This is a genomic window from Kitasatospora sp. NPDC041917 (assembly GCF_055589745.1).
The window spans coordinates 215591-240898 of the sequence record NZ_JBVJBI010000010.1 but is presented as its reverse complement, the minus strand read 5'-3'; the positions used below and the strand labels follow the sequence as shown (position 1 = coordinate 240898).

General features: G+C 71.0%; 20 protein-coding genes and 2 tRNA genes. 20 read left to right on the top strand and 2 right to left on the bottom strand.

Features of this window, described 5'->3' with window-relative positions; translation table 11 throughout:
* The first annotated feature begins 61 nt into the window (after nucleotides 1–61).
* Entirely contained in the window at nucleotides 62–1144 is a 1083-nt protein-coding gene (locus tag ACZ6EM_RS15555) for a UDP-N-acetylmuramate dehydrogenase (RefSeq protein ID WP_452177428.1), read from the top strand.
* A gap of 12 nt (nucleotides 1145–1156) precedes the next feature.
* Here the strand turns inward: ACZ6EM_RS15555 and ACZ6EM_RS15550 are convergent, their stop codons facing one another.
* Nucleotides 1157–2221 (bottom strand): adenosine deaminase, encoded by a 1065-nt coding sequence (locus ACZ6EM_RS15550; RefSeq protein ID WP_359897549.1) that lies wholly within the window; start codon nucleotides 2219–2221, stop codon nucleotides 1157–1159.
* Between the two features lie 126 nt (nucleotides 2222–2347).
* Nucleotides 2348–3595, bottom strand: a complete 1248-nt coding sequence (locus ACZ6EM_RS15545; RefSeq protein WP_359897548.1) for a pyridoxal phosphate-dependent aminotransferase — start codon at nucleotides 3593–3595, stop codon at nucleotides 2348–2350.
* Nucleotides 3596–3879: 284 nt separating this feature from the next.
* Here ACZ6EM_RS15545 and ACZ6EM_RS15540 point away from each other — a divergent pair.
* The 19 genes from ACZ6EM_RS15540 to ACZ6EM_RS15450 all read left to right on the top strand — a co-directional run bounded on the left by ACZ6EM_RS15540 (nucleotide 3880) and on the right by ACZ6EM_RS15450 (nucleotide 25234).
* Nucleotides 3880–3952, top strand: a tRNA-Trp gene (locus ACZ6EM_RS15540).
* A 147-nt stretch (nucleotides 3953–4099) separates the two neighbouring features.
* Nucleotides 4100–4423 carry a preprotein translocase subunit SecE gene (secE, locus tag ACZ6EM_RS15535; protein WP_359897547.1) on the top strand — a complete coding sequence of 108 codons (324 nt, stop codon included), beginning with the start codon at nucleotides 4100–4102 and terminating at the stop codon, nucleotides 4421–4423.
* Between the two features lie 209 nt (nucleotides 4424–4632).
* Nucleotides 4633–5514: a transcription termination/antitermination protein NusG gene (gene nusG, locus ACZ6EM_RS15530; protein ID WP_380357517.1), complete on the top strand. Its 882-nt coding sequence runs from the start codon at nucleotides 4633–4635 to the stop codon at nucleotides 5512–5514.
* A 165-nt stretch (nucleotides 5515–5679) separates the two neighbouring features.
* Nucleotides 5680–6114, top strand: coding sequence for a 50S ribosomal protein L11 (rplK, locus tag ACZ6EM_RS15525; protein WP_359897545.1), 435 nt, complete (start codon nucleotides 5680–5682; stop codon nucleotides 6112–6114).
* A 103-nt stretch (nucleotides 6115–6217) separates the two neighbouring features.
* Nucleotides 6218–6940, top strand: coding sequence for a 50S ribosomal protein L1 (gene rplA, locus ACZ6EM_RS15520; RefSeq protein WP_196951777.1), 723 nt, complete (start codon nucleotides 6218–6220; stop codon nucleotides 6938–6940).
* A 213-nt stretch (nucleotides 6941–7153) separates the two neighbouring features.
* Nucleotides 7154–7933, top strand: a complete 780-nt coding sequence (locus tag ACZ6EM_RS15515) for a hypothetical protein (RefSeq protein ID WP_359897544.1) — start codon at nucleotides 7154–7156, stop codon at nucleotides 7931–7933.
* A 123-nt stretch (nucleotides 7934–8056) separates the two neighbouring features.
* Nucleotides 8057–8935 (top strand): SCO4651 family lipoprotein, encoded by an 879-nt coding sequence (locus ACZ6EM_RS15510; protein WP_465772541.1) that lies wholly within the window; start codon nucleotides 8057–8059, stop codon nucleotides 8933–8935.
* Between the two features lie 89 nt (nucleotides 8936–9024).
* Nucleotides 9025–9939, top strand: coding sequence for an SCO4651 family lipoprotein (locus ACZ6EM_RS15505; protein ID WP_465772540.1), 915 nt, complete (start codon nucleotides 9025–9027; stop codon nucleotides 9937–9939).
* A 185-nt stretch (nucleotides 9940–10124) separates the two neighbouring features.
* Entirely contained in the window at nucleotides 10125–11003 is an 879-nt protein-coding gene (locus tag ACZ6EM_RS15500) for an SCO4651 family lipoprotein (protein ID WP_465772539.1), read from the top strand.
* A gap of 371 nt (nucleotides 11004–11374) precedes the next feature.
* A complete protein-coding gene (gene rplJ, locus ACZ6EM_RS15495; protein ID WP_045693068.1) occupies nucleotides 11375–11938 on the top strand; it encodes a 50S ribosomal protein L10 in 564 nt (187 codons plus the stop codon).
* 91 nt (nucleotides 11939–12029) lie between these two features.
* Nucleotides 12030–12413 carry a 50S ribosomal protein L7/L12 gene (rplL, locus tag ACZ6EM_RS15490; protein ID WP_401052223.1) on the top strand — a complete coding sequence of 128 codons (384 nt, stop codon included), beginning with the start codon at nucleotides 12030–12032 and terminating at the stop codon, nucleotides 12411–12413.
* A gap of 710 nt (nucleotides 12414–13123) precedes the next feature.
* Nucleotides 13124–16600 carry a DNA-directed RNA polymerase subunit beta gene (rpoB, locus tag ACZ6EM_RS15485; RefSeq protein WP_359897540.1) on the top strand — a complete coding sequence of 1159 codons (3477 nt, stop codon included), beginning with the start codon at nucleotides 13124–13126 and terminating at the stop codon, nucleotides 16598–16600.
* A 98-nt stretch (nucleotides 16601–16698) separates the two neighbouring features.
* Nucleotides 16699–20592 carry a DNA-directed RNA polymerase subunit beta' gene (locus ACZ6EM_RS15480; protein WP_401053930.1) on the top strand — a complete coding sequence of 1298 codons (3894 nt, stop codon included), beginning with the start codon at nucleotides 16699–16701 and terminating at the stop codon, nucleotides 20590–20592.
* A 182-nt stretch (nucleotides 20593–20774) separates the two neighbouring features.
* Nucleotides 20775–20848: transfer RNA gene (locus ACZ6EM_RS15475), tRNA-Met, on the top strand.
* A gap of 171 nt (nucleotides 20849–21019) precedes the next feature.
* The gene (locus ACZ6EM_RS15470) at nucleotides 21020–21694 is read left to right on the top strand and encodes a DUF4097 family beta strand repeat-containing protein (RefSeq protein ID WP_465772538.1); all 675 of its coding nucleotides are present in this window, start codon (nucleotides 21020–21022) and stop codon (nucleotides 21692–21694) included.
* Nucleotides 21695–21776: 82 nt separating this feature from the next.
* Nucleotides 21777–22964: a sensor histidine kinase gene (locus ACZ6EM_RS15465; RefSeq protein ID WP_452177435.1), complete on the top strand. Its 1188-nt coding sequence runs from the start codon at nucleotides 21777–21779 to the stop codon at nucleotides 22962–22964.
* Nucleotides 22961–23641 carry a response regulator gene (locus tag ACZ6EM_RS15460; protein ID WP_380351773.1) on the top strand — a complete coding sequence of 227 codons (681 nt, stop codon included), beginning with the start codon at nucleotides 22961–22963 and terminating at the stop codon, nucleotides 23639–23641. Before ACZ6EM_RS15465 ends, ACZ6EM_RS15460 begins: the two co-directional genes overlap by 4 nt.
* 116 nt (nucleotides 23642–23757) lie before the next feature.
* Nucleotides 23758–24402, top strand: coding sequence for a hypothetical protein (locus tag ACZ6EM_RS15455; protein WP_465772537.1), 645 nt, complete (start codon nucleotides 23758–23760; stop codon nucleotides 24400–24402).
* Between the two features lie 91 nt (nucleotides 24403–24493).
* Nucleotides 24494–25234: an SIR2 family NAD-dependent protein deacylase gene (locus ACZ6EM_RS15450; RefSeq protein ID WP_401048346.1), complete on the top strand. Its 741-nt coding sequence runs from the start codon at nucleotides 24494–24496 to the stop codon at nucleotides 25232–25234.
* The last annotated feature ends 74 nt before the right edge of the window (nucleotides 25235–25308 follow it).

The following is a 25308-nucleotide window of genomic DNA, read 5'->3' as shown; positions in this document are numbered from 1 at the left end:
GCCCCGGGCGACCGGCGTACGGGCGAGCGGCGTACGGGGGGCGGGAGTACGGGCGGCGGGCGTGCCGGGAGGCACCCCCGCCACCCGTACGCTGGTGGGCGTGCTGGTAGAAAACGACGCCCCCCTCGCCCCGCTGACCACGCTCCGGCTCGGTGGCCCGGCCCGCCGCCTGGTGACCGCCCACACCGATGACGAGGTGATCGCCGCCGTCCGCGAGGCCGACGCGGCCGGCGAGCCGCTGCTGGTCCTCGGCGGCGGCTCCAACCTGGTGATCGGCGACGCCGGCTTCCCCGGCACCGTGCTGCGGATCGCCACCGAGGGCTTCGCCCTGGACGGCACCGCGCTGGAGGTCGCGGCCGGCGAGACCTGGTCCGAGGTGGTCCGCCGGACCGTCGTGGACCACGAGCTGGCGGGCATCGAGTTCCTGGCCGGCATCCCCGGTTCGGCGGGTGCCACCCCGGTGCAGAACGTGGGCGCCTACGGCCAGGAGGTCGCGCAGTCGGTCACCGAGGTGGTCGCGTACGACCGTGCCGCCGACGAGGTGGTCGTGCTCTCGAACGCCGAGTGCGCGTTCTCCTACCGGCACAGCCGCTTCAAGGCCGAGCCGGAGCGCTACGTGGTGCTGCGGGTGCGGTTCCGCCTGGAGGACAACGGCGGCCTCTCCACCCCCGTCCGCTACGCCGAGACCGCCCGGCACCTGGGCGTCGAGCAGGGCGAGCGGGTGGCGGTCGGCACCGCCTGGAACGCGGTGCTGCTGCTGCGCGCCGGCAAGGGCATGGTGCTGGACCCGGCGGACCACGACACCTGGTCGGCCGGCTCCTTCTTCACCAACCCGGTGCTCACGGCCGCGCAGTACGACTCGTTCCGCACCCGCCCGGGTGCCGAGGACGCCCCCGCCTACCCGGCCCCGGAGGGCCGCACCAAGACCTCGGCGGCCTGGCTGATCGACCGGTCCGGCTTCGGCAAGGGCTACGGCAGCGGCCCGGCGACGCTCTCCACCAAGCACACCCTGGCGCTCACCAACCGCGGCTCGGCCACCGCCGAGGACCTGCTGGCGCTGGCCCGGGAGATCCGGGACGGGGTCCGCGAGGCCTTCGGGGTGGAACTGGTGAACGAGCCGGTGATGGTGGGCGTCAAGCTCTGAGGCAGCGCCTCGTCAGGCGGGTACGGCGGCCGGCTCCGCGGGGGCTCGGCCGCCCACCAGCCAGGCGTCGATGTCCGCCAGCAGTTCCTTGCGGACGGCCTCCGGCGCGACCGAACCGCGCACCGACTGCCGCGCCAGCTCGGCGAGTTCGGCGTCGGAGAAGCCCAGCACGTCCCGGACCAGCTCGTACTGGGCGGCCAGCCGGCTGCCGAACAGCAGCGGGTCGTCCGCGCCCAGCGCGAGCGGCACCCCGGCGTCGAAGAGCCGGCGCAGCGGGACCTCCTCGGGGTGCTCGTAGACGCCGAGCGAGACGTTGGAGGACGGGCAGACCTCGCAGGTGACCTGCCGGTCCGCCAGCCGCTCCATCAGCCTCGGGTCCTCGGCGGCGCGCACGCCGTGGCCGATCCGGCCGGCGCCCAGGTCGTCCAGGCAGTCCCGGACGGACTCCGGGCCGGAGAGCTCGCCGCCGTGCGGGGCCGCCAGCAGCCCGCCGTTGCGGGCGATCGCGAAGGCCCGGTCGAAGTCCCGGGCCAGGCCCCGGCGCTCGTCGTTGGAGAGGCCGAAGCCGACCACCCCGTGGTCGGCGTAGCGGACGGCCAGCCGGGCCAGCGTCCGGGCGTCCATCGGGGACTTCATCCGGTTGGCCGCGACCAGGACCCGGATGCCCACGCCGGTCGCCGCGGCGGCGTGCTCCACGGCGTCCAGGATCAGCTCCAGCGCGGGGATCAGCCCGCCCAGCCGGGGCGCGTACGAGGTCGGGTCGACCTGGATCTCCAGCCAGCGGGAGCCGTCCCGCCGCTCGTCCTCGGCGGTCTCCAGGACCAGCCGGCGGATGTCCTCCTCGTCCCGCAGCACCGAGCGGGCGGTGTCGTACAGCCGCTGGAAGCGGAACCAGCCCCGCTCGTCGGTGGCCCGCAGTCGGGGCGGCTCGCCGGAGCTGAGCGCCTCCGGCAGCCGGACGCCGTGCTTGTCGGCCAGCTCCAGGAGGGTGGCGGGCCGCATCGAGCCGGTGAAGTGCAGGTGCAGGTGGGCCTTCGGGAGGCCCCTGACGTCTCGCGGGTTCAACAGGCGTTCCATTCACCGATACTGCCGTATGCGGCCCCCGAACGGGAACCGCCTCCTTTCCATCCCCCGAAGGGGTGAAAGGAGGCGGCGTGCCGGGTGAATCCCGTATGTCGGATTGACGTCAGTGCTGGAACCGCGTCAGTCGCGGGCCTCGCCGAGCAGCTTCTGCACCCGGCTGACGCCCTCGACCAGGTCGGCGTCGCCGAGCGCGTAGGAGAGCCGCAGGTAGCCGGGGGTGCCGAAGGCCTCGCCCGGGACGACCGCGACCTCGGCCTCGTCCAGGATCAGGGTGGCCAGCTCGCCGGAGGTCTGCGGGCGCTTGCCGCGGATCTCCTTGCCCAGCAGGCCCTTCACCGACGGGTAGGCGTAGAAGGCGCCCTCGGGCTCGGGGCAGAACACGCCGTCGATCTCGTTGAGCATCCGCACGATGGTCTTGCGGCGGCGGTCGAAGGCCTCGCGCATCTCGGAGACCGCGTCCAGGTCGCCGGCCACGGCGGCCAGGGCGGCGCGCTGGGCGACGTTGGAGACGTTCGAGGTGGCGTGCGACTGGAGGTTGGTCGCGGCCTTGATGACGTCCTTGGGGCCGATCACCCAGCCCACCCGCCAGCCGGTCATCGCGTAGGTCTTGGCGACACCGTTGACCACGACGCACTTGTCGGCCAGCTCGGGCAGCAGGGCCGGCAGCGAGGTGAAGGTGGCGTCGCCGTACACCAGGTGCTCGTAGATCTCGTCGGTGAGCACCCACAGGCCGTGCTCCAGCGCCCAGCGGCCGATCGCCTCGGCCTCGGCCTCGGTGTACACCGCGCCGGTCGGGTTGGACGGCGAGACGAACAGCACGACCTTGGTGTTCTCGGTGCGCGCGGCCTCCAGCTGCTCGACCGAGACCTTGTAGCCGGTGGTCTCGTCGGAGACGACCTCCACCGGGACGCCGCCGGCCAGCTGCACCGACTCCGGGTAGGTGGTCCAGTACGGGGCCGGGATGATGACCTCGTCGCCCGGGTCCAGGATCGCCGCGAAGGCCTCGTAGATCGCCTGCTTGCCACCGTTGGTGACCAGCACCTGGGAGGCGTCCACCTGGTAGCCGGAGTCGCGCAGCGTCTTGGCGGCGATCGCGGTCTTCAGCTCGGGCAGGCCACCCGCCGGGGTGTACCGGTGGTTCTTCGGGTCGCGGCAGGCCTCGACGGCCGCCTCGACGATGTAGTCCGGGGTGGGGAAGTCGGGCTCACCGGCGCCGAAGCCGATGACCGGGCGGCCGGCGGCCTTGAGGGCCTTGGCCTTGGCGTCCACGGCGAGGGTCGCGGACTCGGCGATCGCACCGATCCGGGCGGAGACCCGGCGGTCGGCGGGGCGGATGGACTGGTCGGGCTGAGGGGTGGAAGCGCTCATGCCTGCATCGTCGCAGAACCCGGACCTACCGGGCATCGGGGTATCGGCATCCGTACGTTCCCGTCCGAATCGCGGCCCCGGCGATCCGTCGGCGGGCGCCCCGCCGGACCGGACATCCGCCGGGTGACCGGCCGGTCCGGAAGAAGAGGTTCGACCAAACACCCCTCGACCACGTACACTCGCTGCTCGACGGCCCGCCGAGAAAAACCGGAGCTTTCACCGCCTGTACAGACAGCGGGGGGAGATGCGGTAGGTTGGTCGCCACCGGAGCCGCGAGGCACCGTAGGGCAATAGCTCAATTGGTAGAGCACCGGTCTCCAAAACCGGCGGTTGGGGGTTCGAGTCCCTCTTGCCCTGCTGCTAGATCCGTTTTCAGCCCGTTCGCTCCACAGGAGTGAGCGGGCTTGATGCGGAGATGGCACCGATCAGCACCGCTGGCCGACTGGCCGTGCCCCACCGGGAGCGCGGCGAAGCTCGGCAGGACCCGGATTCAGGTGAGGACGAGTGACGGAGACCACGGGCTCCACCGCAACGCCTGAGAGCGGCAACCCCGAGGGTGCCGATGGCGTTGCCGAGAACACGGCCGAGGGCGAGAACAAGTCCGGCAAGCAGAAGAAGTCCGGCAAGCGGGCCAAGAAGGGCCTGTTCGCCAGGATGGGTCTGTTCTACCGCCAGATCATCGCCGAGCTGCGCAAGGTCGTCTGGCCCACCCGCGGCGAGCTCACCAGCTACACCGCCGTCGTGGTCACCTTCGTCGTGGTCGTGATGGCCTTCGTGGCCGGCCTGGACTACGGCTTCTCCAAGCTGAGCCTCCTGGTCTTCGGCTGACCGGCCGCCTCACCTTTCGAACAGCTTCCCGACCCGGGCCGAATCCTCGGCCCGGGTCGAGCTGTCGGTGCCGGACGTACGCGCGGTTACCGTGGACTCGGTACTGTTGAAGTCTCCGAGACCTCGCCTGGCGCCCGCGCGAGCGGCCGTACGCCGGACCGGTCGAGGAGCGCGCCACCTTCACCATCTCCAGGAAAGAAGCCGCCACCGTGTCTGAGTCCCCCCTGTACGACGCCGACGAGACCGTCCGCGAGGCGGATGCGGATGTCGCCGCCGCGCCGGACGCGACCGAGCTGGCTGACGACGTCGAGTCCGCCGAGCAGATCGTGGACGCCGCGGACAGCGACGAGGACGAGGTCGAGGCGTACGACGAGGCCGAGGCCGGCGAGCCCGCCGAGGAGGCCGCGCTGCACGTGGAGGGCGAGGCCGAACTCGACGCCGAGCTCGCCGCCGAGGAGACCGTCGAGGAGGAGCCGGCCGACGAGGTCGACCCGGTCGCCAAGTTCCGCGAGGACCTGCGCTTCATGCCGGGCGAGTGGTACGTGATCCACACCTACGCCGGCTACGAGAACCGGGTGAAGCAGAACCTGGAGCAGCGCGCCGTCTCGCTGAACGTCGAGGAGTACATCTTCCAGGCCGAGGTGCCGCAGGAGGAGGTCGTCCAGATCAAGAACGGCGACCGCAAGACCATCCGCCAGAACAAGCTCCCCGGCTACGTCCTGGTGCGCATGGACCTCACCCCGGAGTCCTGGGGCGTCGTGCGCAACACCCCGGGTGTCACCGGCTTCGTCGGCAACGCCTACGACCCGTACCCGCTGACCCTGGACGAGGTCGTCAAGATGCTCGCCCCCGACGTCGAGCGCCAGGCCGCCAAGGAGGCGGGCAAGCCGTCGCCGATCAAGCCGAGCGAGATCCAGGTGCTGGACTTCGAGGTCGGCGACTCGGTCACCGTCACCGACGGTCCGTTCGCGACCCTCCAGGCGACCATCAACGAGATCAACCCGGACTCGAAGAAGGTCAAGGGCCTGGTCGAGATCTTCGGCCGGGAGACCCCGGTCGAGCTCTCCTTCGACCAGATCCAGAAGAACTAGTCCCACGGTCTTCGGATTCGGGGCGGGGCCGAGGGCCCTGCCCCGAATCCGTTTTGGTCCAGCGGCGCCGACGCGTTAGCCTGGTCCGATGTGTGTGCTGGCGGCCGGGTGTCGCCCCGGTTCCGCACGCACCAGCAATCACCTCTCGGAAGGACCCGGAGAGACATGCCTCCCAAGAAGAAGAAGATCACGGGGCTTATCAAGCTCCAGATCAACGCCGGTGCGGCCAACCCGGCGCCGCCGGTCGGCCCCGCGCTGGGTCAGCACGGCGTCAACATCATGGAGTTCTGCAAGGCCTACAACGCTGCGACCGAGTCGCAGCGCGGCATGATCGTGCCGGTGGAGATCACGGTCTACGAGGACCGCTCCTTCACCTTCATCACGAAGACGCCGCCGGCCGCGCGCCTCATCCTGAAGGCCGCCGGTGTGGACAAGGGCTCCAGCGAGCCGCACAAGACCAAGGTCGCCAAGCTCACCAGCGCCCAGGTCCGTGAGATCGCCACCACCAAGATGCCCGACCTGAACGCCAACGACCTGGACGCCGCGGAGAAGATCATCGCCGGCACCGCCCGGTCGATGGGCATCACCGTCGAGGGCTGAGAATCTCCCTTCCCGCCAGGGAAAAGTTGATTCAGCCGGTTCTTGTGGTAGGGCCCGCGCAGGCCCGTGACACCACACCTCCATTCACCATTCAGGAGCAGCTATGAAGCGCAGCAAGGCCCTGAAGGCCGCGGACGCCCAGGTCGACCGCGAGCGCCTTTACGCCCCCCTCGAGGCCGTCCGCCTCGCCAAGGCGACCAGCACCACCAAGTTCGACGGCACCGTCGAGGTCGCCATGCGTCTGGGTGTCGACCCGCGCAAGGCCGACCAGATGGTCCGCAGCACCGTGATCCTCCCGCACGGCACCGGTAAGACCGCTCGGGTCCTGGTCTTCGCGACCGGCGAGCGTGCCGAGGCCGCGCGTGCTGCGGGTGCCGACATCGTCGGTTCCGACGAGCTCATCGACGAGGTCGCCAAGGGCCGCCTCGACTTCGACGCCGTCGTCGCCACCCCGGACCTCATGGGCAAGGTCGGCCGTCTCGGCCGCGTGCTCGGCCCCCGTGGCCTGATGCCGAACCCGAAGACCGGCACCGTGACTCCGGACGTCGCCAAGGCGGTCAACGAGATCAAGGGCGGCAAGATCGAGTTCCGCGTCGACAAGCACTCGAACCTGCACTTCATCATCGGTAAGGCCTCCTTCACCGACGAGCAGCTGGTCGAGAACTACGCCGCCGCGCTGGACGAGGTGCTCCGCGCCAAGCCGTCCGCCGCCAAGGGCCGCTACATCAAGAAGACCGCGATCTCGACCACCATGGGCCCCGGCATCCAGGTGGACCCGAACCGCACCCGCAACCTCCTCGTCGAGGAGGACCCGGCCGCGGTCTGAGCCTCAGCGCTCTAGAGCAGTCCGTACGGCGGGCCCGCACCCCCTTCACCGGGGGTGCGGGCCCGCCGTCATTCCCGGGTGCGGGGCCGGTGCGGGCCGGAGGGCCGGGCGGGCTGCCGGACCGGGGCACCCGCGGATGGGAACGGCGGGCCGAACCGTCGTACGCTCTGCCGGTCAGACCACATGGAGCACCTGTGACCGCCGGAGTGTGCCGTGCCGCCCGCCCCTCGCCCCACCGTTCTCGCAGCGGCCCTGCTGCTCGCCACCACCACCGGGTGCAGCCTGCTGGCCGCTCCGACCACCGGCACCCCCGGGGGCCCCGCGCCGGTGCCGCCCAAGCAGGTGGTGCTCACCGCCGCGCAGGCGCTGGACGACGCCGGCAGCGCCCGGATCGACGTGGTGCGGGAGGGCCCGGGCGGCCGGCGCACCGCGAGCGGCTCCCTGGTCTGGGGCGCCTCGGACGAGGCCCGACTGACCGTCACCGACGAACGCGGCAGCGGCCGGCTGACCGTGAAGGACGGTGCCCTCGACCTCGTCTACCAGGACGGCGCGGCCAGGCACGCGGAGCGGAGCACCGCCGAGTCGGTCGACCCCGGGGCGGGCCCTGACCCGGAGGGCTTCGCGGGCGGCTGGACGACGGCGCTGATCTCCAGCCCGGGCGGCCGGGCGTACGAGGTCGCCCAGGGCGTCAAGCTCACCTCGCTCGGCGGCGAGCAACTGGCCGGGGTGACGGTGGCGCACTACCAGGGCTCCGCGCCGGTGGCCGAACTGTTCGGCAAGGACGACGAGTTGAGCCCGCGACGGCGCGCCGCCACATTGGACTGGTACCGGCAGCACGGGGTGACGGCGATCGGCTACGACATCTGGGTCGGGCCCGGCATGCAGCTGCTGCGGCTGCGCGAGACGGTCCGGGGGGACGCGGGAACCACGGTGACGACGACCGATGTCTCTGCTCCCGGGGCGGCGGACGCGACGCCCGCCGCGGGCGGGTGACGGGGAGGCGGATATCCGGTGCGTGGGGACATCGACGATCCGTTAGAGTCCGCATGAAAAGAACATGAGAAGAGCTGACGATCGGTTCTTCCATGGGGATCTGGATCTCACGGGGGTATCTCCATGCGCGCTCTGCGCCTCGCCTCGGCCGTCGCGACGACGGCCGTCCTGCTCGGTGCCGCGACCGCCTGCGGCAGTGACGCCAAGAGCGGCGACGCCAAGGGCGGCACCAAGACCGGTGAGGCCAAGCCCGGTGACACCAAGAGCGCCGACGCCAAGGGCGCCGACCCGCTCGCGGCGGCCCTGGCCGCGGACCCGAAGGCCGCGCTGGCCGCGTCCGCCGTGGTGATGCAGAAGGCCGGCAACGGCAAGGTCACCATGATCCCGGCCGATCCCACCGACCCCGCCGGCACCGGCGACGCGGACTGGAAGGACCCGGCCAAGGCGGCCGTGGACCTGGCCAGCGACATCGAGGGCAAGAAGCTCCGGATCCGGGTGCTCGGAACGGACGCCTACCTCGGCGGCGGCGACGACGTCGCGCCGGCCCTGGGCGGCAAGCACTGGGTCAAGATGCCCGCCGACGCGACGGGTGACAGCTTCCGGGCGGTCGGCCAGATGACGAACCCGGTCGTCCTGCTCACCGTCGCGGCCCAGAGCGGCAAGCTCTCCAAGGTCGGCCAGGAGGCCGTGGACGGCGTCCAGACCACCCACCTGCGGGCGGAGCAGGACACCGCCGCGCTGGTGGCCGGGATGACGGCGCTCTCGGCGGGCCAGCGCACGGCCGTCCAGAAGACGCTGGAGGAGGACGGCAAGACCCTCACCATCGACTTCTGGCTGAACGGCAACCAGGAGCTCGTCCAGTACAAGGAGTACGGCGACACCAACGGCGAGAAGCAGGCCGTCACGATCAAGTACTCCAACCTCGGCAAGGCCGCCGCGATCGCGGCGCCGGCCGCCGGCGACCTCGGCAACGAGGCCGACCTGCTCAAGCTGCTCGGCTGATCCGGCCGGACCGGACACCGGGCCCACCCGCAACAACCGGCTACCACCCCGGGCGCACGACGCGCCCGGGGGTCCTCAAGGGGGGAATCATGGCTGGAACCCGCAAGACCGCCGTCGCCGTCGTCCTCGCCGCCCTGGCGCTGACCGCGACCGCGTGCAACAACAACGACGACAAGAGCGCCGCCCCGGCCGCGCCGACCACGGCCGCCACCTCGGCCACCCCGTCGGCCGCCGCCCCGACCACCGCCGCGAAGCCGGAGAAGGTCAGCCCGGCGGTCTTCCTGGAGCAGGTCACCCAGAAGACCGGCGCGGCCAAGTCGGCCAAGGTCGACGAGGTGATCCAGGTCGGCGAGGTCGTCATGAAGGGCCAGGGGGCGGTGTCCTGGGCCGACGGCCTGGAGGCCGACCTCACGATGGACCTGTCGGGCTCCCCGATGGCCAAGCTCCTGGAGCCGCTGACCGGCGGGCCGAAGGTGCACTACCTGTACGCCAAGGACGCCATGTACATGGGCCTGGGCGGGCAGCTGCTGGAGAGCGGCAGCCCGAAGTGGGTGCGCTACAGCAAGGCCGACATGGCCAAGGCGTCCGGTGGCACGACCGACCAGCTGCAGAGCGCGGACCCGGTGCAGGGCGTCCGGACGCTGATCGCCAGCGGCAAGGTCACCGAGGTCGGCCAGGAGACGGTGAACGGCAAGGCCACCACCCACTACTCCGGTGTGCTCAGCGCGGCCGACGTGCTCAAGGCCACCAGCCAGGGCATGACCCAGGCGCAGGTCGACAAGATCAAGCAGAACCTGGACACGGCCGGCATCACCACCGACCAGATCGACGTCTGGGTCGACGCCGACAAGCTCGTGGTCAAGCGGAGCGAGGTGGCCGACACCAAGGCCGGCGCGCTGAACGTCACCGTCAGCTACTCGGACTACGGCACCCCGGTGATCGCCTCCACCCCGGCGGACTTCATCGACCTCGCCGACCTCCAGAAGGCCGCGGCCGGCAGCTGATCCGCGCGGCCGGGGAGGCGGGGCGCCGGAAGTCGGTCCCCGCCTCCCCGGCCCCGGGCCCGGCTGGGCCGACCCGGTGGATCCGCCCGGCGGAGGGGGCCGCCACCGGGCGGACCGGGGACGGGTGGCAAGGTGGCCGGGACGGGGCCGCCGCAGGACGGGGCCGGGCGAAAGGGGAACGGGCGATGGCGGCACGGCAGCGGTTGGCGGCAGTGGCCGCCGTCGCCCTGCTGGCGAGCGGGCTGAGCGGATGCGGCGGGGACGGCGGCGCGCCCGTCGTGATGTCCGGCAGCCCGAGCCCGGTCGGCGCCCCGCTCTCCACCGCCTCCCCGAGCGCGCAGGCCAAGCCCACCGACCGCTCGCCGCACGGGGTGCTGCTCTCCGCCCAGCTGGCCATGCAGACCGCCCGCCGGGCCAAGGTCAGCTACCGGCTCGGTTCGGACGCCGGGTCCGGCCCGCTGTTCTGGCAGCCCAAGACCGCGCTCCAGATCAAGCGCTCCACCCCGGCCGAGGCCGAGCAGCTGATCGTCGTGGACACCGTCGCCTACCAGGGCGGGGACGCCGCCACCGCGGCCCGGCAGGGCGGCCGCCACTGGGAGCGCTTCACCGTCCCGCCGGACGCGGACGGCCACAAGGAGATCCCGTACGCCGGGCTGATCGACCTGCTGAACCCGGTCGAGGCGCTGACCGCGGCCAACGCCGAGGGGACGGACCCGGTCTTCGTCGGCGAGGAGAAGTTCGAGGACTCCACCGTCGAGCACTACCGGGTCACCACCACCGCCGAGAAGTACGCCGCCGCCCAGACCCAGCTGACCCGGTCCCGCCGGGACGGCCTGCGGGCCGCGCTCGCGCCCGGCGGCTCGATCTCCCTCACCCTGGACCTCTGGCTCAACGACAAGGACCAGCTGGTCCGGCTCCAGCGCACCGGCAGCGGGGACAGTGGGCGGGCGGACGACTCGGTGCTCTACACCGACCTCGCCGGCGCGCTGCTCTCGGCGCAGGCGCCGGCCGAGACGGACACCGCGGACACCGGCGTCCGGACGGTCTCCCCGCTGGCCCGCTGAGCGGGCGCCCGGGATGCTCCGGGACGGCCCGGGCCCTCACCGCCCGAGGGCGATTTGCACCTCGCGGAGGGCTCCGGCTACGCTGGCCGAAGCCAAAGACCGCTGGTTGTCGCCGCGCCCGTCAGGGAGCAGGTGACCGAAGGATCTGCGCTTCGTCGCAGGCAGCCCGCGCAGGTGCGTCTGGAGCTTCGACTTCCGGGTCCCGCGTTCGCGTGGAGGTCCGTCGAGGTCGTTCCGAGCCCCGTGCCCCTGCGCACCGGGGCTCATTGCATTTCTGCAAGGGCTTTCCTTCCGTCCGGTCGGTCCACGGCGACCTAGGTCGACTTTCGCGGTCGGCCCGAATTCGACATCACGGAAGGAGGCGTAAGCCTATGGCCAGGCCCGACAAGGCTGCCGCCGTCGCCGAGATCACGGACAAGTTCCGTGGCTCCTCCGCGGCGCTGCTGACCGAGTACCGCGGTCTCTCGGTGAAGCAGGTCAAGACCCTGCGTCGCTCGCTCGGCGACAACGCCGAGTACGCCGTGGTGAAGAACACGCTGACCAAGATCGCGGCCAATGAGGTCGGGATCACGGAGCTCGACGACCTGTTCAACGGTCCGACGGCTGTCGCCTTCGTCACCGGTGACCCGGTGGAGTCGGCGAAGGCTCTGCGTGACTTCGCCAAGGAGAACCCCGCTCTCATCATCAAGGGCGGTGTCCTTGACGGTAAGGCGCTGTCCGCCGATGAGATCAAGAAGCTCGCGGACCTCGAGTCCCGCGAGGTGCTGCTCGCCAAGCTGGCGGGTGCCCTGAAGGCCAAGCAGTCCCAGGCTGCCGCGCTCTTCCAGGCCCTGCCGTCGAAGCTCGTCCGCACTGTGGACGCGCTGCGCGACAAGGTCGAGCAGGGCGGTGCCGGTACGCCGGCTCCCGCCGCCGAGGACGCCGCCGCCGAGTAATTCGGCAGGCTCACGCCTCGCTGCGGGCCCGTACGCCCGCCCCACCCGTACATCCGGCACCAACCTGCCGATTTAGTGGAAGGACGCCATCATGGCGAAGCTGTCCCAGGACGAGCTGCTCGCGCAGTTCGAGGAGCTCACCCTCATCGAGCTGGCCGCCTTCGTGAAGGCCTTCGAGGAGAAGTTCGACGTCACCGCCGCCGCCCCGGTCGCCGTTGCCGCCGCCGGCGTTGCCGGCCCGGCCGCCGAGGCCGCTGAGGAGCAGGACGAGTTCGACGTCATCCTCGAGGGCGCTGGCGACAAGAAGATCCAGGTCATCAAGGAGGTGCGCACCCTGACCTCCCTCGGCCTGAAGGAGGCCAAGGACCTCGTTGACACCGCTGGTGCCAAGGTCCTGGAGAAGGTTGCCAAGGACGTTGCCGAGAAGGCCAAGGCTGCCCTTGAGGGTGCCGGCGCCAAGGTCACCGTCAAGTGATCTCGCGCCCCCTCTGAGGGGGCGTAGGGCCGGGCCGATCACCCTTGCGGGTGGTCGGCCCGGCTTTTTCGCGTTTCCGGGCCGGGCCCGGGCCCCGCCGGGGCCGCCCCCGGTCCCGTTCCCCCGACCGGCCGGTACGGCCCGCCGGCGTGGCCGACGGCCCACTCGGCACCGTCGGTGCCGGGGGGTATGGTGATCACCGTCGTCGAGGGCGGCGCCACCACGGCTTCTGTAACGCCGGGGGGCTCCGGGTCGATAGACAGGTCGAGGCCCGCGCCGCCGGCGGGCCCTTGACGAACCTGGCGCGGCGCGCGATTCTCAAGGCGCGAGTCCGCCCGGTTGGTTCGCCACTGGATGCATAACCAGTGGCTCCGGCGGGAAATGACTCCACGTGAGTTAGAGCAGTACCCGGTGGGCGCCCGCGCTCGCCGGCTACCGGGAGGAGTCTCCGATTCGGTCTCCGAATCAGAGCTGGACAGCAGTGTCGCCATTGGCTACACTGTCCCTTTGCGCTGCCTGTTAGCTTCTCCGTGACTCGTCGCCCGGAGTTTGCGTTGCCCTGATGGGGTCTGGCACCGCCTCCGCAAAGCGGCTCTGACCTGGGGTTTCGACCCCGGCGGAGGCCAGTGGCGAGGGAGGCGGCACCAAGCCCAAGCAGGCCCGGCTGGTACGCGCGTAGTGAGCTCCGAGCCCTCGGAAGGACCCCCCTCTTGGCCGCGCCGCGCAACGCCTCGAACAATTCCGCCGCATCCACCGCCCCGCTCCGCGTCTCGTTCGCGAAGATCAAGGAGCCCCTCGAGGTCCCGAACCTCCTGGCCCTGCAGACCGAGAGCTTTGACTGGCTGCTCGGCAACGCGGCCTGGAAGTCCCGGGTCGAGGCGGCCCTGGAGAGTGGTCAGGACGTCCCCACGAAGTCCGGTCTGGAGGAGATCTTCGAGGAGATCTCCCCGATCGAGGACTTCAGCGGGTCGATGTCGCTGACCTTCCGCGACCACCGTTTCGAGCCGCCGAAGAACTCCATTGACGAGTGCAAGGACCGCGACTTCACGTTCGCGGCCCCGCTCTTCGTCACGGCCGAGTTCACCAACAACGAGACCGGTGAGATCAAGTCTCAGACGGTCTTCATGGGCGACTTCCCGCTCATGACCCACAAGGGCACGTTCGTGATCAACGGCACCGAGCGTGTCGTCGTGTCGCAGCTCGTCCGCTCCCCGGGTGTGTACTTCGACTCCACCCTGGACAAGGTGTCCGACAAGGACATCTACTCCTGCAAGGTCATCCCCTCGCGTGGTGCCTGGCTGGAGATGGAGATCGACAAGCGCGACATGGTCGGCGTCCGCATCGACCGCAAGCGCAAGCAGTCCGTCACCGTGCTGCTCAAGGCGCTCGGCTGGACCAACGAGATGATTCTCGAGGAGTTCGGCGAGTACGAGTCGATGCGCGCCACCCTGGAGAAGGACCACACCCAGGGCCAGGACGACGCGCTGCTGGACATCTACCGCAAGCTGCGTCCGGGCGAGCCGCCCACGCGCGAGGCCGCGCAGACGCTTCTGGAGAACCTGTACTTCAACCCGAAGCGCTACGACCTCGCGAAGGTCGGCCGTTACAAGGTCAACCGCAAGCTGGGCAACGCCGAGTCGCTGGACTCCGGCGTGCTCACCGAGCCCGACATCATCGGTGCGATCAAGTACCTGGTGAAGCTGCACGCGGGCGAGACCGAGTGGCGTGACGACGAAGGCCGCGACATCGTGGTCGAGGTCGACGACATCGACCACTTCGGCAACCGTCGCCTGCGCAACGTCGGCGAGCTCATCCAGAACCAGGTCCGTACGGGTCTCGCCCGTATGGAGCGCGTCGTGCGCGAGCGCATGACCACCCAGGACGTCGAGGCGATCACGCCGCAGACCCTGATCAACATCCGGCCGGTCGTCGCCTCCATCAAGGAGTTCTTCGGCACCAGCCAGCTGTCGCAGTTCATGGACCAGACGAACCCGCTGTCGGGCCTGACCCACAAGCGTCGTCTGTCCGCGCTGGGCCCCGGTGGTCTGTCCCGTGAGCGGGCCGGCTTCGAGGTCCGTGACGTGCACCCCTCGCACTACGGCCGCATGTGTCCGATCGAGACCCCCGAAGGCCCGAACATCGGTCTGATCGGCTCGCTCGCCTCGTACGGCCGGGTCAACGCGTTCGGCTTCATCGAGACCCCGTACCGCAAGGTCATCGAGGGTGTCGTCACGGAGCAGGTCGACTACCTGACCGCCGACGAGGAGGACCGCTACGTCATCGCCCAGGCGAACGCGCCGCTGACCGCGGACCTGCACTTCGCCGAGCCGCGCGTCCTGGTCCGCCGCCGTGGCGGCGAGATCGACTACATCCCGGGCACCGAGATCGACTACATGGACGTCTCGCCGCGCCAGATGGTGTCGGTCGCGACCGCCATGATCCCGTTCCTCGAGCACGACGACGCCAACCGCGCGCTCATGGGCTCGAACATGATGCGCCAGGCGGTGCCGCTGCTGAAGAGCGAGGCTCCGCTGGTCGGTACCGGCATGGAGTACCGCTGCGCCGTCGACGCCGCGGACGTCATCACCGCCGAGAAGGCCGGTGTCGTCCAGGAGGTCTCGGCCGACTACGTCACCGTGGCCAACGACGACGGCACGTACACCACGTACCGCGCCGCCAAGTTCACCCGCTCGAACCAGGGCACCGCCTTCAACCAGAAGGTGCTCGTGGACGAGGGCGCCCGGGTCGAGGTCAACCAGGTGCTGGCCGACGGCCCGTGCACCGACGAGGGCGAGATGGCCCTCGGCAAGAACCTGCTCGTGGCGTTCATGTCGTGGGAGGGTCACAACTACGAGGACGCGATCATCCTGTCGCAGCGCCTCGTGCAGGACGACGTCCTCTCCTCGATCCACATCGAGGAGCACGAGGTCGACGCCCGTGACACCAAGCTCGGCCCCGAGGAGATCACCCGGGACATCCCGAACGTCTCCGAGGAGGTCCTCGCGGACCTCGACGAGCGCGGCATCATCCGCATCGGCGCCGACGTCGTCACCGGCGACATCCTGGTCGGCAAGGTCACGCCCAAGGGCGAGACCGAGCTGACCCCGGAGGAGCGCCTGCTCCGCGCGATCTTCGGTGAGAAGGCCCGTGAGGTCCGCGACACCTCGCTGAAGGTCCCGCACGGTGAGTCCGGCAAGGTCATCGGCGTCCGCGTCTTCGACCGCGAAGAGGGCGACGAGCTGCCCCCGGGCGTCAACCAGCTGGTCCGCGTCTACGTGGCCCAGAAGCGCAAGATCACCAACGGTGACAAGCTCGCCGGCCGTCACGGCAACAAGGGCGTCATCTCGAAGATCCTGCCGGTCGAGGACATGCCGTTCCTGGAGGACGGCACCCCGGTCGACATCATCCTCAACCCGCTGGGTGTCCCGTCCCGAATGAACCCGGGACAGGTCCTGGAGATCCACCTCGGGTGGCTCGCCAAGCAGGGCTGGGACGTCTCCGGGCTGGCCGACGAGTGGGCCCAGCGCCTGCAGGCGATCGGCGCCGACACCGTCGAGGGCGGCACCAACCTCGCCACCCCGGTCTTCGACGGCGCCCGCGAGGACGAGATCACCGGCCTGCTGGACAACACCACCCTCACCCGTGACGGTGAGCGCCTGGTGAACTCCACCGGCAAGGCCCGACTGTTCGACGGCCGCTCCGGCGAGCCGTTCCCGATGCCGGTCTCGGTCGGCTACATGTACATCCTCAAGCTGCACCACCTGGTCGACGACAAGCTGCACGCCCGTTCGACCGGTCCGTACTCGATGATCACCCAGCAGCCGCTCGGTGGTAAGGCGCAGTTCGGTGGTCAGCGCTTCGGTGAGATGGAGGTGTGGGCCCTCGAGGCGTACGGCGCGGCCTACGCGCTCCAGGAGCTCCTCACCATCAAGTCCGACGACGTCCTCGGCCGAGTCAAGGTCTACGAGGCCATCGTCAAGGGCGAGAACATCCCCGAGCCCGGCATTCCCGAGTCCTTCAAGGTCCTCATCAAGGAAATGCAGTCGCTCTGCCTCAACGTGGAGGTGCTGTCCTCGGACGGCCAGTCCATCGAGATGCGGGACTCCGACGAGGACGTGTTCCGCGCCGCCGAGGAGCTCGGCATCGACCTGTCCCGGCGCGAGCCGAGCAGCGTCGAAGAGGTCTGACGGAGGCCGGGCCGGCCGCAGCAGCGGCCGGCCCGCCCCCAGGCCCCCCTCAGACCACATGAACGACTCTCGACTTACGAAAGAGGGCTTGACGACCAGTGCTTGACGTCAACTTCTTCGACGAGCTCCGCATCGGCCTGGCCACCGCCGACGACATCCGCCAGTGGTCGCACGGCGAGGTCAAGAAGCCGGAGACCATCAACTACCGCACCCTGAAGCCGGAAAAGGACGGGCTCTTCTGCGAGAAGATCTTCGGCCCCACCCGGGACTGGGAGTGCTACTGCGGTAAGTACAAGCGCGTCCGCTTCAAGGGCATCATCTGCGAGCGCTGCGGTGTCGAGGTGACCCGCGCCAAGGTGCGCCGCGAGCGGATGGGCCACATCGAGCTGGCCGCCCCGGTCACCCACATCTGGTACTTCAAGGGCGTGCCGTCCCGCCTGGGCTACCTGCTGGACCTGGCGCCGAAGGACCTCGAGAAGGTCATCTACTTCGCCGCCTACATGATCACCTGGGTGGACGACGAGCGCCGCCAGCGCGACCTGCCGTCCCTGGAGGCGCACGTCTCGGTCGAGCGCCAGCAGATCGAGAACCGCCGCGACTCGGACCTCGAGGCCCGTGCCAAGAAGGCCGAGACCGACCTGGCCGAGCTGGAGGCCGAGGGCGCCAAGGCCGACGTGCGCCGCAAGGTGCGCGAGGGCGCCGAGCGCGAGATGAAGCAGCTGCGCGACCGCGCGCAGCGCGAGCTCGACCGCCTCGACGAGGTGTGGGCCCGCTTCAAGAACCTCAAGGTCCAGGACCTCGAGGGCGACGAGCTGCTCTACCGCGAGCTGCGCGACCGCTTCGGCACCTACTTCTCCGGCTCGATGGGCGCGGCGGCCCTCAAGGACCGCCTGGAGACCTTCGACCTGGCGGAGGAGTCCGAGCGCCTGCGCGAGATCATCCGCACCGGCAAGGGCCAGAAGAAGACCCGTGCGCTCAAGCGCCTCAAGGTCGTCTCCGCGTTCCTGCAGACCACCAACAAGCCCAACGGCATGGTGCTGGACTGCGTCCCGGTCATCCCGCCGGACCTGCGTCCGATGGTGCAGCTGGACGGTGGCCGCTTCGCGACCTCCGACCTGAACGACCTGTACCGCCGCGTGATCAACCGCAACAACCGCCTGAAGCGCCTTCTCGACCTCGGTGCCCCCGAGATCATCGTGAACAACGAGAAGCGCATGCTCCAGGAGGCCGTCGACGCGCTGTTCGACAACGGCCGTCGTGGTCGCCCGGTCACGGGCCCCGGCAACCGCCCGCTGAAGTCCCTCAGCGACATGCTGAAGGGCAAGCAGGGTCGTTTCCGTCAGAACCTGCTCGGCAAGCGAGTCGACTACTCGGCCCGTTCGGTCATCGTCGTCGGCCCGCAGCTCAAGCTGCACCAGTGCGGTCTGCCGAAGGCCATGGCGCTGGAGCTCTTCAAGCCGTTCGTGATGAAGCGCCTGGTCGACCTGAACCACGCGCAGAACATCAAGTCGGCCAAGCGCATGGTCGAGCGTGCCCGTCCGGTCGTGTGGGACGTGCTCGAAGAGGTCATCGCCGAGCACCCGGTGCTGCTGAACCGTGCGCCCACCCTGCACCGCCTCGGCATCCAGGCCTTCGAGCCGCAGCTGGTCGAGGGCAAGGCCATCCAGATCCACCCGCTCGTCTGCACCGCGTTCAACGCGGACTTCGACGGTGACCAGATGGCCGTCCACCTGCCGCTCTCCGCGGAGGCGCAGGCCGAGGCCCGCATCCTGATGCTGTCCTCGAACAACATCCTGAAGCCGGCCGACGGTCGCCCCGTCACCATGCCGACCCAGGACATGGTGCTCGGTCTGTTCTTCCTGACCTCGGACCGCGACAACGTGAAGGGCGCCGGCCGCACCTTCTCGTCGACCGCCGAGGCGATCATGGCCTTCGACGCCCGCGACCTGGACGTCCAGGCCCCGATCGAGCTGCGCCTGCCGGCCGGCACCGTCCCGCCGCGCGGCTGGACCGCCCCGGTGGACGAGGACGGCCAGTCGAGCTGGTTCGACGGCGAGCCCTTCCGCCTGACCACCACCCTGGGTCGCGCGCTCTTCAACGAGCTGCTGCCCGAGGACTACCCGTTCGTCGACTACGAGGTGGGCAAGAAGCAGCTCTCCGCGATCGTCAACGACCTGGCGGAGCGCTACCCCAAGGTCGTCGTCGCGGCGACCCTGGACAACCTGAAGGCGTCCGGCTTCCACTGGTCGACCCGCTCGGGTGTCACCGTCTCGATCTCCGACGTCGTCGTCCCGCCGAACAAGCCCCAGATCCTTGAGGGCTACGAGGCGAAGGCGGAGAAGGTCCAGCGTCAGTACGAGCGCGGCCTGATCACCAACGACGAGCGCAAGCAGGAGCTCATCGGCATCTGGACCCAGGCGACCAACGAGGTCGCCGAGGCCATGAACGAGAACTTCCCGAAGACGAACCCCATCTTCATGATGGTCGACTCGGGTGCTCGTGGAAACATGATGCAGATGCGCCAGATCGCCGGTATGCGTGGTCTGGTGTCGAACGCCAAGAACGAGACCATCCCGCGACCCATCAAGGCGTCGTTCCGTGAAGGTCTGTCCGTGCTGGAGTACTTCATCTCCACCCACGGTGCCCGTAAGGGTCTGGCCGACACCGCCCTCCGTACCGCCGACTCCGGTTACCTCACCCGTCGTCTGGTCGACGTCTCCCAGGACGTCATCATTCGCGAGGAGGACTGCGGCACCGAGCGCGGCCTGAAGCTGGCGATCGGCTCCGTGGGTGCGGACGGCGTGCTGCGCAAGGCCGACGACGTCGAGACCAGCGTCTACGCCCGCATGCTCGCCGAGGACATCACGGTGGACGGCAAGCTCCTTGCCACCGCCAACACCGACCTCGGCGACGTCCTGATCGACGAGCTGATCCGCCACGGCATCGGCGAGGTCAAGACCCGCTCGATCCTGACCTGTGAGTCGGCCGTCGGCACCTGCGCCATGTGCTACGGGCGCTCGCTGGCCACCGGCAAGCTGGTCGACATCGGTGAGGCGGTCGGCATCATCGCCGCCCAGTCCATCGGTGAGCCCGGTACCCAGCTGACCATGCGTACCTTCCACACCGGTGGTGTGGCCGGTGACGACATCACCCAGGGTCTGCCGCGTGTCGTCGAGCTCTTCGAGGCCCGTACCCCGAAGGGTGTGGCTCCGATCTCGGAGGCCGCCGGCCGGGTCCGGATCGAGGACACCGAGAAGACCCGCAAGCTGGTCATCACGCCGGACGACGGCACCGACGAGATCGCCTACCCGGTCTCGAAGCGTGTGAAGCTGCTCGTCAGCGAGGGCGAGGCGGTCGAGGTCGGCCAGAAGCTGACCATGGGTGCCACCAACCCGCACGACGTCCTGCGCATCATGGGCCAGCGTGCCGTCCAGGTCCACCTGGTCGCCGAGGTCCAGAAGGTCTACAACTCGCAGGGTGTGTCGATCCACGACAAGCACATCGAGATCATCATCCGGCAGATGCTCCGCCGCGTGACGATCATCGAGTCGGGCGACGCCGAGCTGCTGCCCGGCGAGCTGGTCGAGCGCGGCCGCTTCGAGCAGGAGAACCGCCGCGTCGTCGCCGAGGGCGGTCACCCCGCCTCCGGCCGTCCGCAGCTGATGGGTATCACCAAGGCCTCGCTGGCCACCGAGTCCTGGCTGTCGGCCGCCTCCTTCCAGGAGACGACCCGGGTCCTCACCGACGCGGCGATCCACGCCAAGTCGGACCCGCTGCTGGGCCTCAAGGAGAACGTCATCCTCGGTAAGCTCATCCCGGCCGGTACGGGCCTGCCCCGTTACCGCAACATCCGGGTCGAGCCGACCGAGGAGGCCAAGGCCGCGATGTACTCGGCCGTCGGCTACGACGACTACGACCTGTCGCCCTTCGGCGCCGGCTCCGGCCAGGCGGTTCCGCTGGACGACTACGACTACGGCCCGTACACCGGCTGAGTCGCGCAGCACCGATCGCAGGGCGGTCACCCCACGGGGTGGCCGCCCTGCGGCGTTCCCGGGGGCCGCCAGGGACCGTCAGGGGCTGCCGGGGGGTGGGGGCGGCCGGCCGGGCCGCCCGGGGCGCGGACGGAAGCCGATTAGGTCATTCGGCCGAAGTCGCGTAGAGTCATGTTTACCGACGCGGGGTGGAGCAGCTCGGTAGCTCGCTGGGCTCATAACCCAGAGGTCGCAGGTTCAAATCCTGTCCCCGCTACAAAGGAAGGGCCCGGAGGCATCAAGCCTCCGGGCCCTTCGGCATTCCCGGGGCCGGACGGCTCCGTCGTACGGGGGAGGGGCGGGAACCGCTCCGGCGGGGGAGGCGGTCGGGGCGGCCGCCGAGGGAGGGTTCCCGGTGTCGGTCGACGGGCTTTCGAAGGAGCCGGGGATGAAGCGGGTGCTGGGCGTGGTGGCGATCACGGCGGGGGTGCTGGTCGGGATGTCGGCCTGTCTGCCGTTCGGGGACGACGCGGAGCACCGGACGGTGAGCTACGGGGTGGCGGGACCGGTCCGGGAGCTCGTCGTGGAGGGGGCCGACGGCGGGGTGGTGGTGCACGGGGGCGGTGACGCCGTGCACGTGGTCGAGAAGCAGGACTACCGGGGGGACACGCCGAAGAGCACCCACGAGGTGACGGACGGCGTGCTGAGGCTGACGTACGACTGCGGCTCGTGCGGGATCGGGTACACCGTGCAGGTGCCCGCCGGGACCAGGGTGCGGGTGAAGGAGGGCAACGGTGGCGTCGAGCTGTCCGGGCTGGCCGGCGAGGTGGACGCCGAGGTGACCAACGGCGGGGTCGAGGCCGACGGGCTGCGGGCCCCGCGGGTGCGGCTGGTCACGGTGAACGGCGGGGTGCGGGCCGACTTCGCCGCGGCGCCGTCGAAGGTCGAGGCGAGCACCACCAACGGCGGGGTGCGGCTGCGGGTGCCGGCCGGGGAGGCGTACGCGGTGGACGCCCGGGCCTCGGCCGGCGCGGTGGACCTGGGCATCCCCTCGCAGCCGGGCGCGGCGCGCAGCATCAGCGCCCGGGCGGAGACCGGCGGTGTGACGGTCAGCGGTGTCTGACCTGGGCGTTCCGCAGGCGCTGCCGGTAGGGCATGATCTCCTCCGCGGGGGCGGCGTCCCCGGCTACGGGGGAGGGACCGGGGTGGAGCGTGCGGTGCGCCTGCGCGGCCGGGTGGACGGGTTCGGCCCGTACCTGCCGGACTCGCTGCTGGCGGTGGCGGCGGCCGGGGTCGCGCTCTGGGCGGTGTCCCAGGACACCACGGTGCGCCCGTGGTGGATCCACCTGCTCGCGGTGGCGACCGCGCTGCCGCTGCCCTGGCGGCGCCTGAGGCCGCTGACGGTGCTGGCGCTGGCGACGGCGCCGTCGCTGGTGATCTCGGTGGTGGCGCACTCGGCCAACCCCCAGGTGCCGCTGTCCGGGGTGGTCGCCCTCTACACGGTGGCGGAGCGGTCCTCGGAGCGGGTGCGGTGGAGCGTGCTGGCGGTGGTGGTGGTCGGCAACGTGCTGGGCACCCACTCGCCGAACGGCGCGCTGTTCAGCCTGGTCACCTCCGTCGGCACCTTCGTGTTCGGCTCGCTGGTGCGCGCCCAGCGGCAGCTGGCCCGGGTGCAGGCGGAGCGGGCCCGGGAGGCCGGCGAACGGGCGGCGAGCGACGCGGCCCGGGCGGTGGCGGAGGAGCGGGCCCGGATCGCCCGGGAGATGCACGACATCCTGGCCCACGCCGTCTCGCTGATGGTGATCCAGGCCGAGGCCGGGCCGGTGGTGGTGCGCAGTGATCCGGACCGGGCCGTCCGCGCGTTCGACACCATCGCCGACGCGGGCCGGGACGCGATGGTCCAGCTGCGGCGCGTGCTGGGGGTGCTGAAGGACCCGGAGGCGGGCCGGCAGCTGGCGCCGCGGCCCCGGCTGGCCGAACTCGCCGGGGTGGCCGACCGGGTGCGCGCGGCGGGGCTGCGGGTGGATCTCGAACTTCCGGGGCAGGAGGGTCCGCTGCCGGCCGACGTGGAGACGGCGGCGTACCGGATCGTGCAGGAGGCGCTGACCAACACGGTCAAGCACGCCGGGGCGGACCGGGTCGCGGTCCGGGTGCGGCGGGCCGGGGAGGTGCTGGAGGTGGTGGTCTCGGACAACGGACGCGGGGTGCCGGCCGCGGCCGGCCGTGCGGTGGTCGGCTGGTCCGGCGGCCGCGGTCTGGTCGGCATCCGGGAGCGGGCGGCGGCCTGCGGCGGGCGGGCCGAGGCCGGGCCGGGGCCGGAGGGCAGGGGTTTCCTGGTGAGGGCCCGGCTGCCGCTGGGCACGGGCGGGGTGGTGGAGAGGGTGGACGAATGACGCCGATCCGGGTGGTCGTCGCGGACGATCAGGAGCTGGTGCGGGCCGGGTTCGGGATGATCCTGGACGCGCAGCCGGACATCGAGGTGGTGGCCGAGGCGTGCGACGGTGCCGAGGCGATCGAGGCGGTGCGCGCGCACGGCCCGGACGTGCTGCTGCTGGACGTCCGGATGCCGGTGATGGACGGGCTGGAGGCGGCCCGCCGGGTGTGCGCCGAGTTCCCGTCGACCAAGGTGATCATGCTGACCACCTTCGACATCGACGACTACGTCTTCGACGCGCTGTACGCGGGCGCCAGCGGCTTCCTGCTCAAGGACGTCCGGCGGGACGACCTGGCGCACGGGGTGCGGATGGTCGCCTCGGGGGAGGCGCTGCTCGCGCCGTCGGTGACCAGGCGGCTGATCGGCGAGTTCGCGGCCCGTCGGCCGGGGGCGCCGGAGCGGGCGGTGCGACCGCCGTCGCGGCTGCTGGAGCAGCTGACCCTGCGCGAGCGGGAGACGCTGCGGCTGATCGCGCGCGGGCTGTCCAACGCCGAGATCGCGGCCGAGCTGGTGGTCAGCGAGCACACGGTGAAGACGCACGTCAGCAATGTGCTGAGCAAGCTCGGGCTGCGGGACCGGGTGCACGCGGTGGTGTTCGCGTACGAGGCCGGGGCGGTGGTGGCGGGGGAGTCCTGACGGGCTCCCCCGTGCGGGGGAGGCGGCCGGTTCGCCGGTGCGGGTGATCCGGGACGAGGGCCCCGGCCGGGAGGCTCTGAGGTGTCGGAACGGACCACACCGCTGGAGACCATCGGATGAACACCGCCCTGGATGCCCGGAACACCCGCCCCACCCGCCCCACCCGCCTCAGCGGCCTCACGCCGTACGCCGTCGTCGGCGCCCCCGCCCTGATGGCCCTCTACGGCGGCATCCGCCTGGTGCCGGGCTCCCGGGCGCCCGGCCCCGGCTGGACGGCGGGGCACACCGCGATGCTCGCCGGGCTGCTGCTGTTCGCCCCCGTCCTCCTCGCCCTGCACCGGCGGCTCGCCCCGCGCGGCACGGCCGCGCGGACCGCGGCCGGCGCGGCGCCGGGGACGGCCTTCGCCGGGTTGCTCTGCTCGCTGGCGCAGATCGGCATCGACCTGGTGGTGGGGCTGGCGGCGGCGGACAAGGCCGAGCAGTCGCGGCTGTTCGACCGGGTCCAGGACGTCCCGGGCGTGCTGCCGGTCGTCTACCAGGTCGGCCCGCTGCTCTTCTACGTCGGCCTGCTGGCGCTGCTGACCGCCGCCGCGGCGGGCCGCTCCCGGGCGCTGCGCTGGTGGAGCCCGGTGCTGGCGCTGCTCGGCACCCTGGCCTCGGGCGTCGACCTGGCCCTCGTCCCGCTCGCCGCCGCCTGCTACCTGCTCGCGCTCGCCCCGCTGGCCCGCCCGGCCGCCGCGCCGCGCGCCGCCCTGGCCTGAAACGCGCGTCCTGGCCCGAAGCGGGCCCAGGGCCCGGCGCCCCCGGATTTTCGGTGGCCGGTCGTGGGCCGCGAGCCGTACGGTCCGGGGTATGAACGCGAAGCGCCCCCTGATCGCCGTGCTCACCGGCGCGGGCATCTCGACGGACTCCGGCATCCCCGACTACCGCGGCCCGCAGGGGCTGTGGCAGAAGGACCCGTCGGCGCAGGAGCTGGTCACCATCGGGCCGTACCTGGAGGACCCGGAGGTCCGGCGGCGGGCCTGGCGGATGCGGCTGGAGACGGGCGCGCTGGGCGCCGAGCCGAACGCCGGGCACCGGGCGCTGGTCGACCTGGAGCGCTCCGGGCTGCCGCTGCGGGTGCTCACCCAGAACATCGACGGGCTGCACCAGAGGTCCGGGCTGACCGCCCGCAAGGTGCTCGAACTGCACGGCAACGTGCGGGAGACGCAGTGCCTGCGCTGCCGGGTGGTCGGTTCGATGGCGGACGCGCTGGACCGGGTCGGGGCGGGCGAGCCGGACCCGGCGTGCCGGGAGTGCGGGGGGATCCTCAAGCCGCGCATCGTGATGTTCGGCGAGAACCTGGATCCGGAGGTGCTCGGGCAGGCCGACGCGGTCGCCCGGGCCTGCGACGTCTTCATCGCGGTCGGCACCAGCCTCCAGGTGTTCCCGGTGGCGGGGCTGCCGTACAACGCGGTGCGGACCGGGGCGAAGCTGATCATCGTGAACGGCGAGCCGACGCCCTACGACGAGGCCGCGGCCGAGGTGATCCGGGAGCCGATCTCGCAGGCGCTGCCGAAGCTGGTGCGCCGACTTGTCCTGGAACGGGCCTGAGCGGGGGCCGGAAGGGTCATGTTCCCGGACGTACCGCGTGCGTACGATGATCTTTCCGGCTTCCCCCCTCCTGG

Bases quoted from the DNA above. Each gene is read 5' to 3' on its own strand.
- rplJ (WP_045693068.1), top strand. From the start codon at position 11,375: ATGGCCAGGCCCGACAAGGCTGCCGCCGTCGCCGAGATCACGGACAAG.
- ACZ6EM_RS15470 (WP_465772538.1), top strand. From the start codon at position 21,020: ATGAAGCGGGTGCTGGGCGTGGTGGCGATCACGGCGGGGGTGCTGGTC.
- rplL (WP_401052223.1), top strand. From the start codon at position 12,030: ATGGCGAAGCTGTCCCAGGACGAGCTGCTCGCGCAGTTCGAGGAGCTC.
- ACZ6EM_RS15500 (WP_465772539.1), top strand. From the start codon at position 10,125: ATGGCGGCACGGCAGCGGTTGGCGGCAGTGGCCGCCGTCGCCCTGCTG.
- ACZ6EM_RS15545 (WP_359897548.1), bottom strand. From the start codon at position 3,595: ATGAGCGCTTCCACCCCTCAGCCCGACCAGTCCATCCGCCCCGCCGAC.
- ACZ6EM_RS15550 (WP_359897549.1), bottom strand. From the start codon at position 2,221: ATGGAACGCCTGTTGAACCCGCGAGACGTCAGGGGCCTCCCGAAGGCC.
- rplK (WP_359897545.1), top strand. From the start codon at position 5,680: ATGCCTCCCAAGAAGAAGAAGATCACGGGGCTTATCAAGCTCCAGATC.
- rplA (WP_196951777.1), top strand. From the start codon at position 6,218: ATGAAGCGCAGCAAGGCCCTGAAGGCCGCGGACGCCCAGGTCGACCGC.
- ACZ6EM_RS15510 (WP_465772541.1), top strand. From the start codon at position 8,057: ATGCGCGCTCTGCGCCTCGCCTCGGCCGTCGCGACGACGGCCGTCCTG.
- ACZ6EM_RS15505 (WP_465772540.1), top strand. From the start codon at position 9,025: ATGGCTGGAACCCGCAAGACCGCCGTCGCCGTCGTCCTCGCCGCCCTG.
- ACZ6EM_RS15460 (WP_380351773.1), top strand. From the start codon at position 22,961: ATGACGCCGATCCGGGTGGTCGTCGCGGACGATCAGGAGCTGGTGCGG.
- ACZ6EM_RS15455 (WP_465772537.1), top strand. From the start codon at position 23,758: ATGAACACCGCCCTGGATGCCCGGAACACCCGCCCCACCCGCCCCACC.
- ACZ6EM_RS15450 (WP_401048346.1), top strand. From the start codon at position 24,494: ATGAACGCGAAGCGCCCCCTGATCGCCGTGCTCACCGGCGCGGGCATC.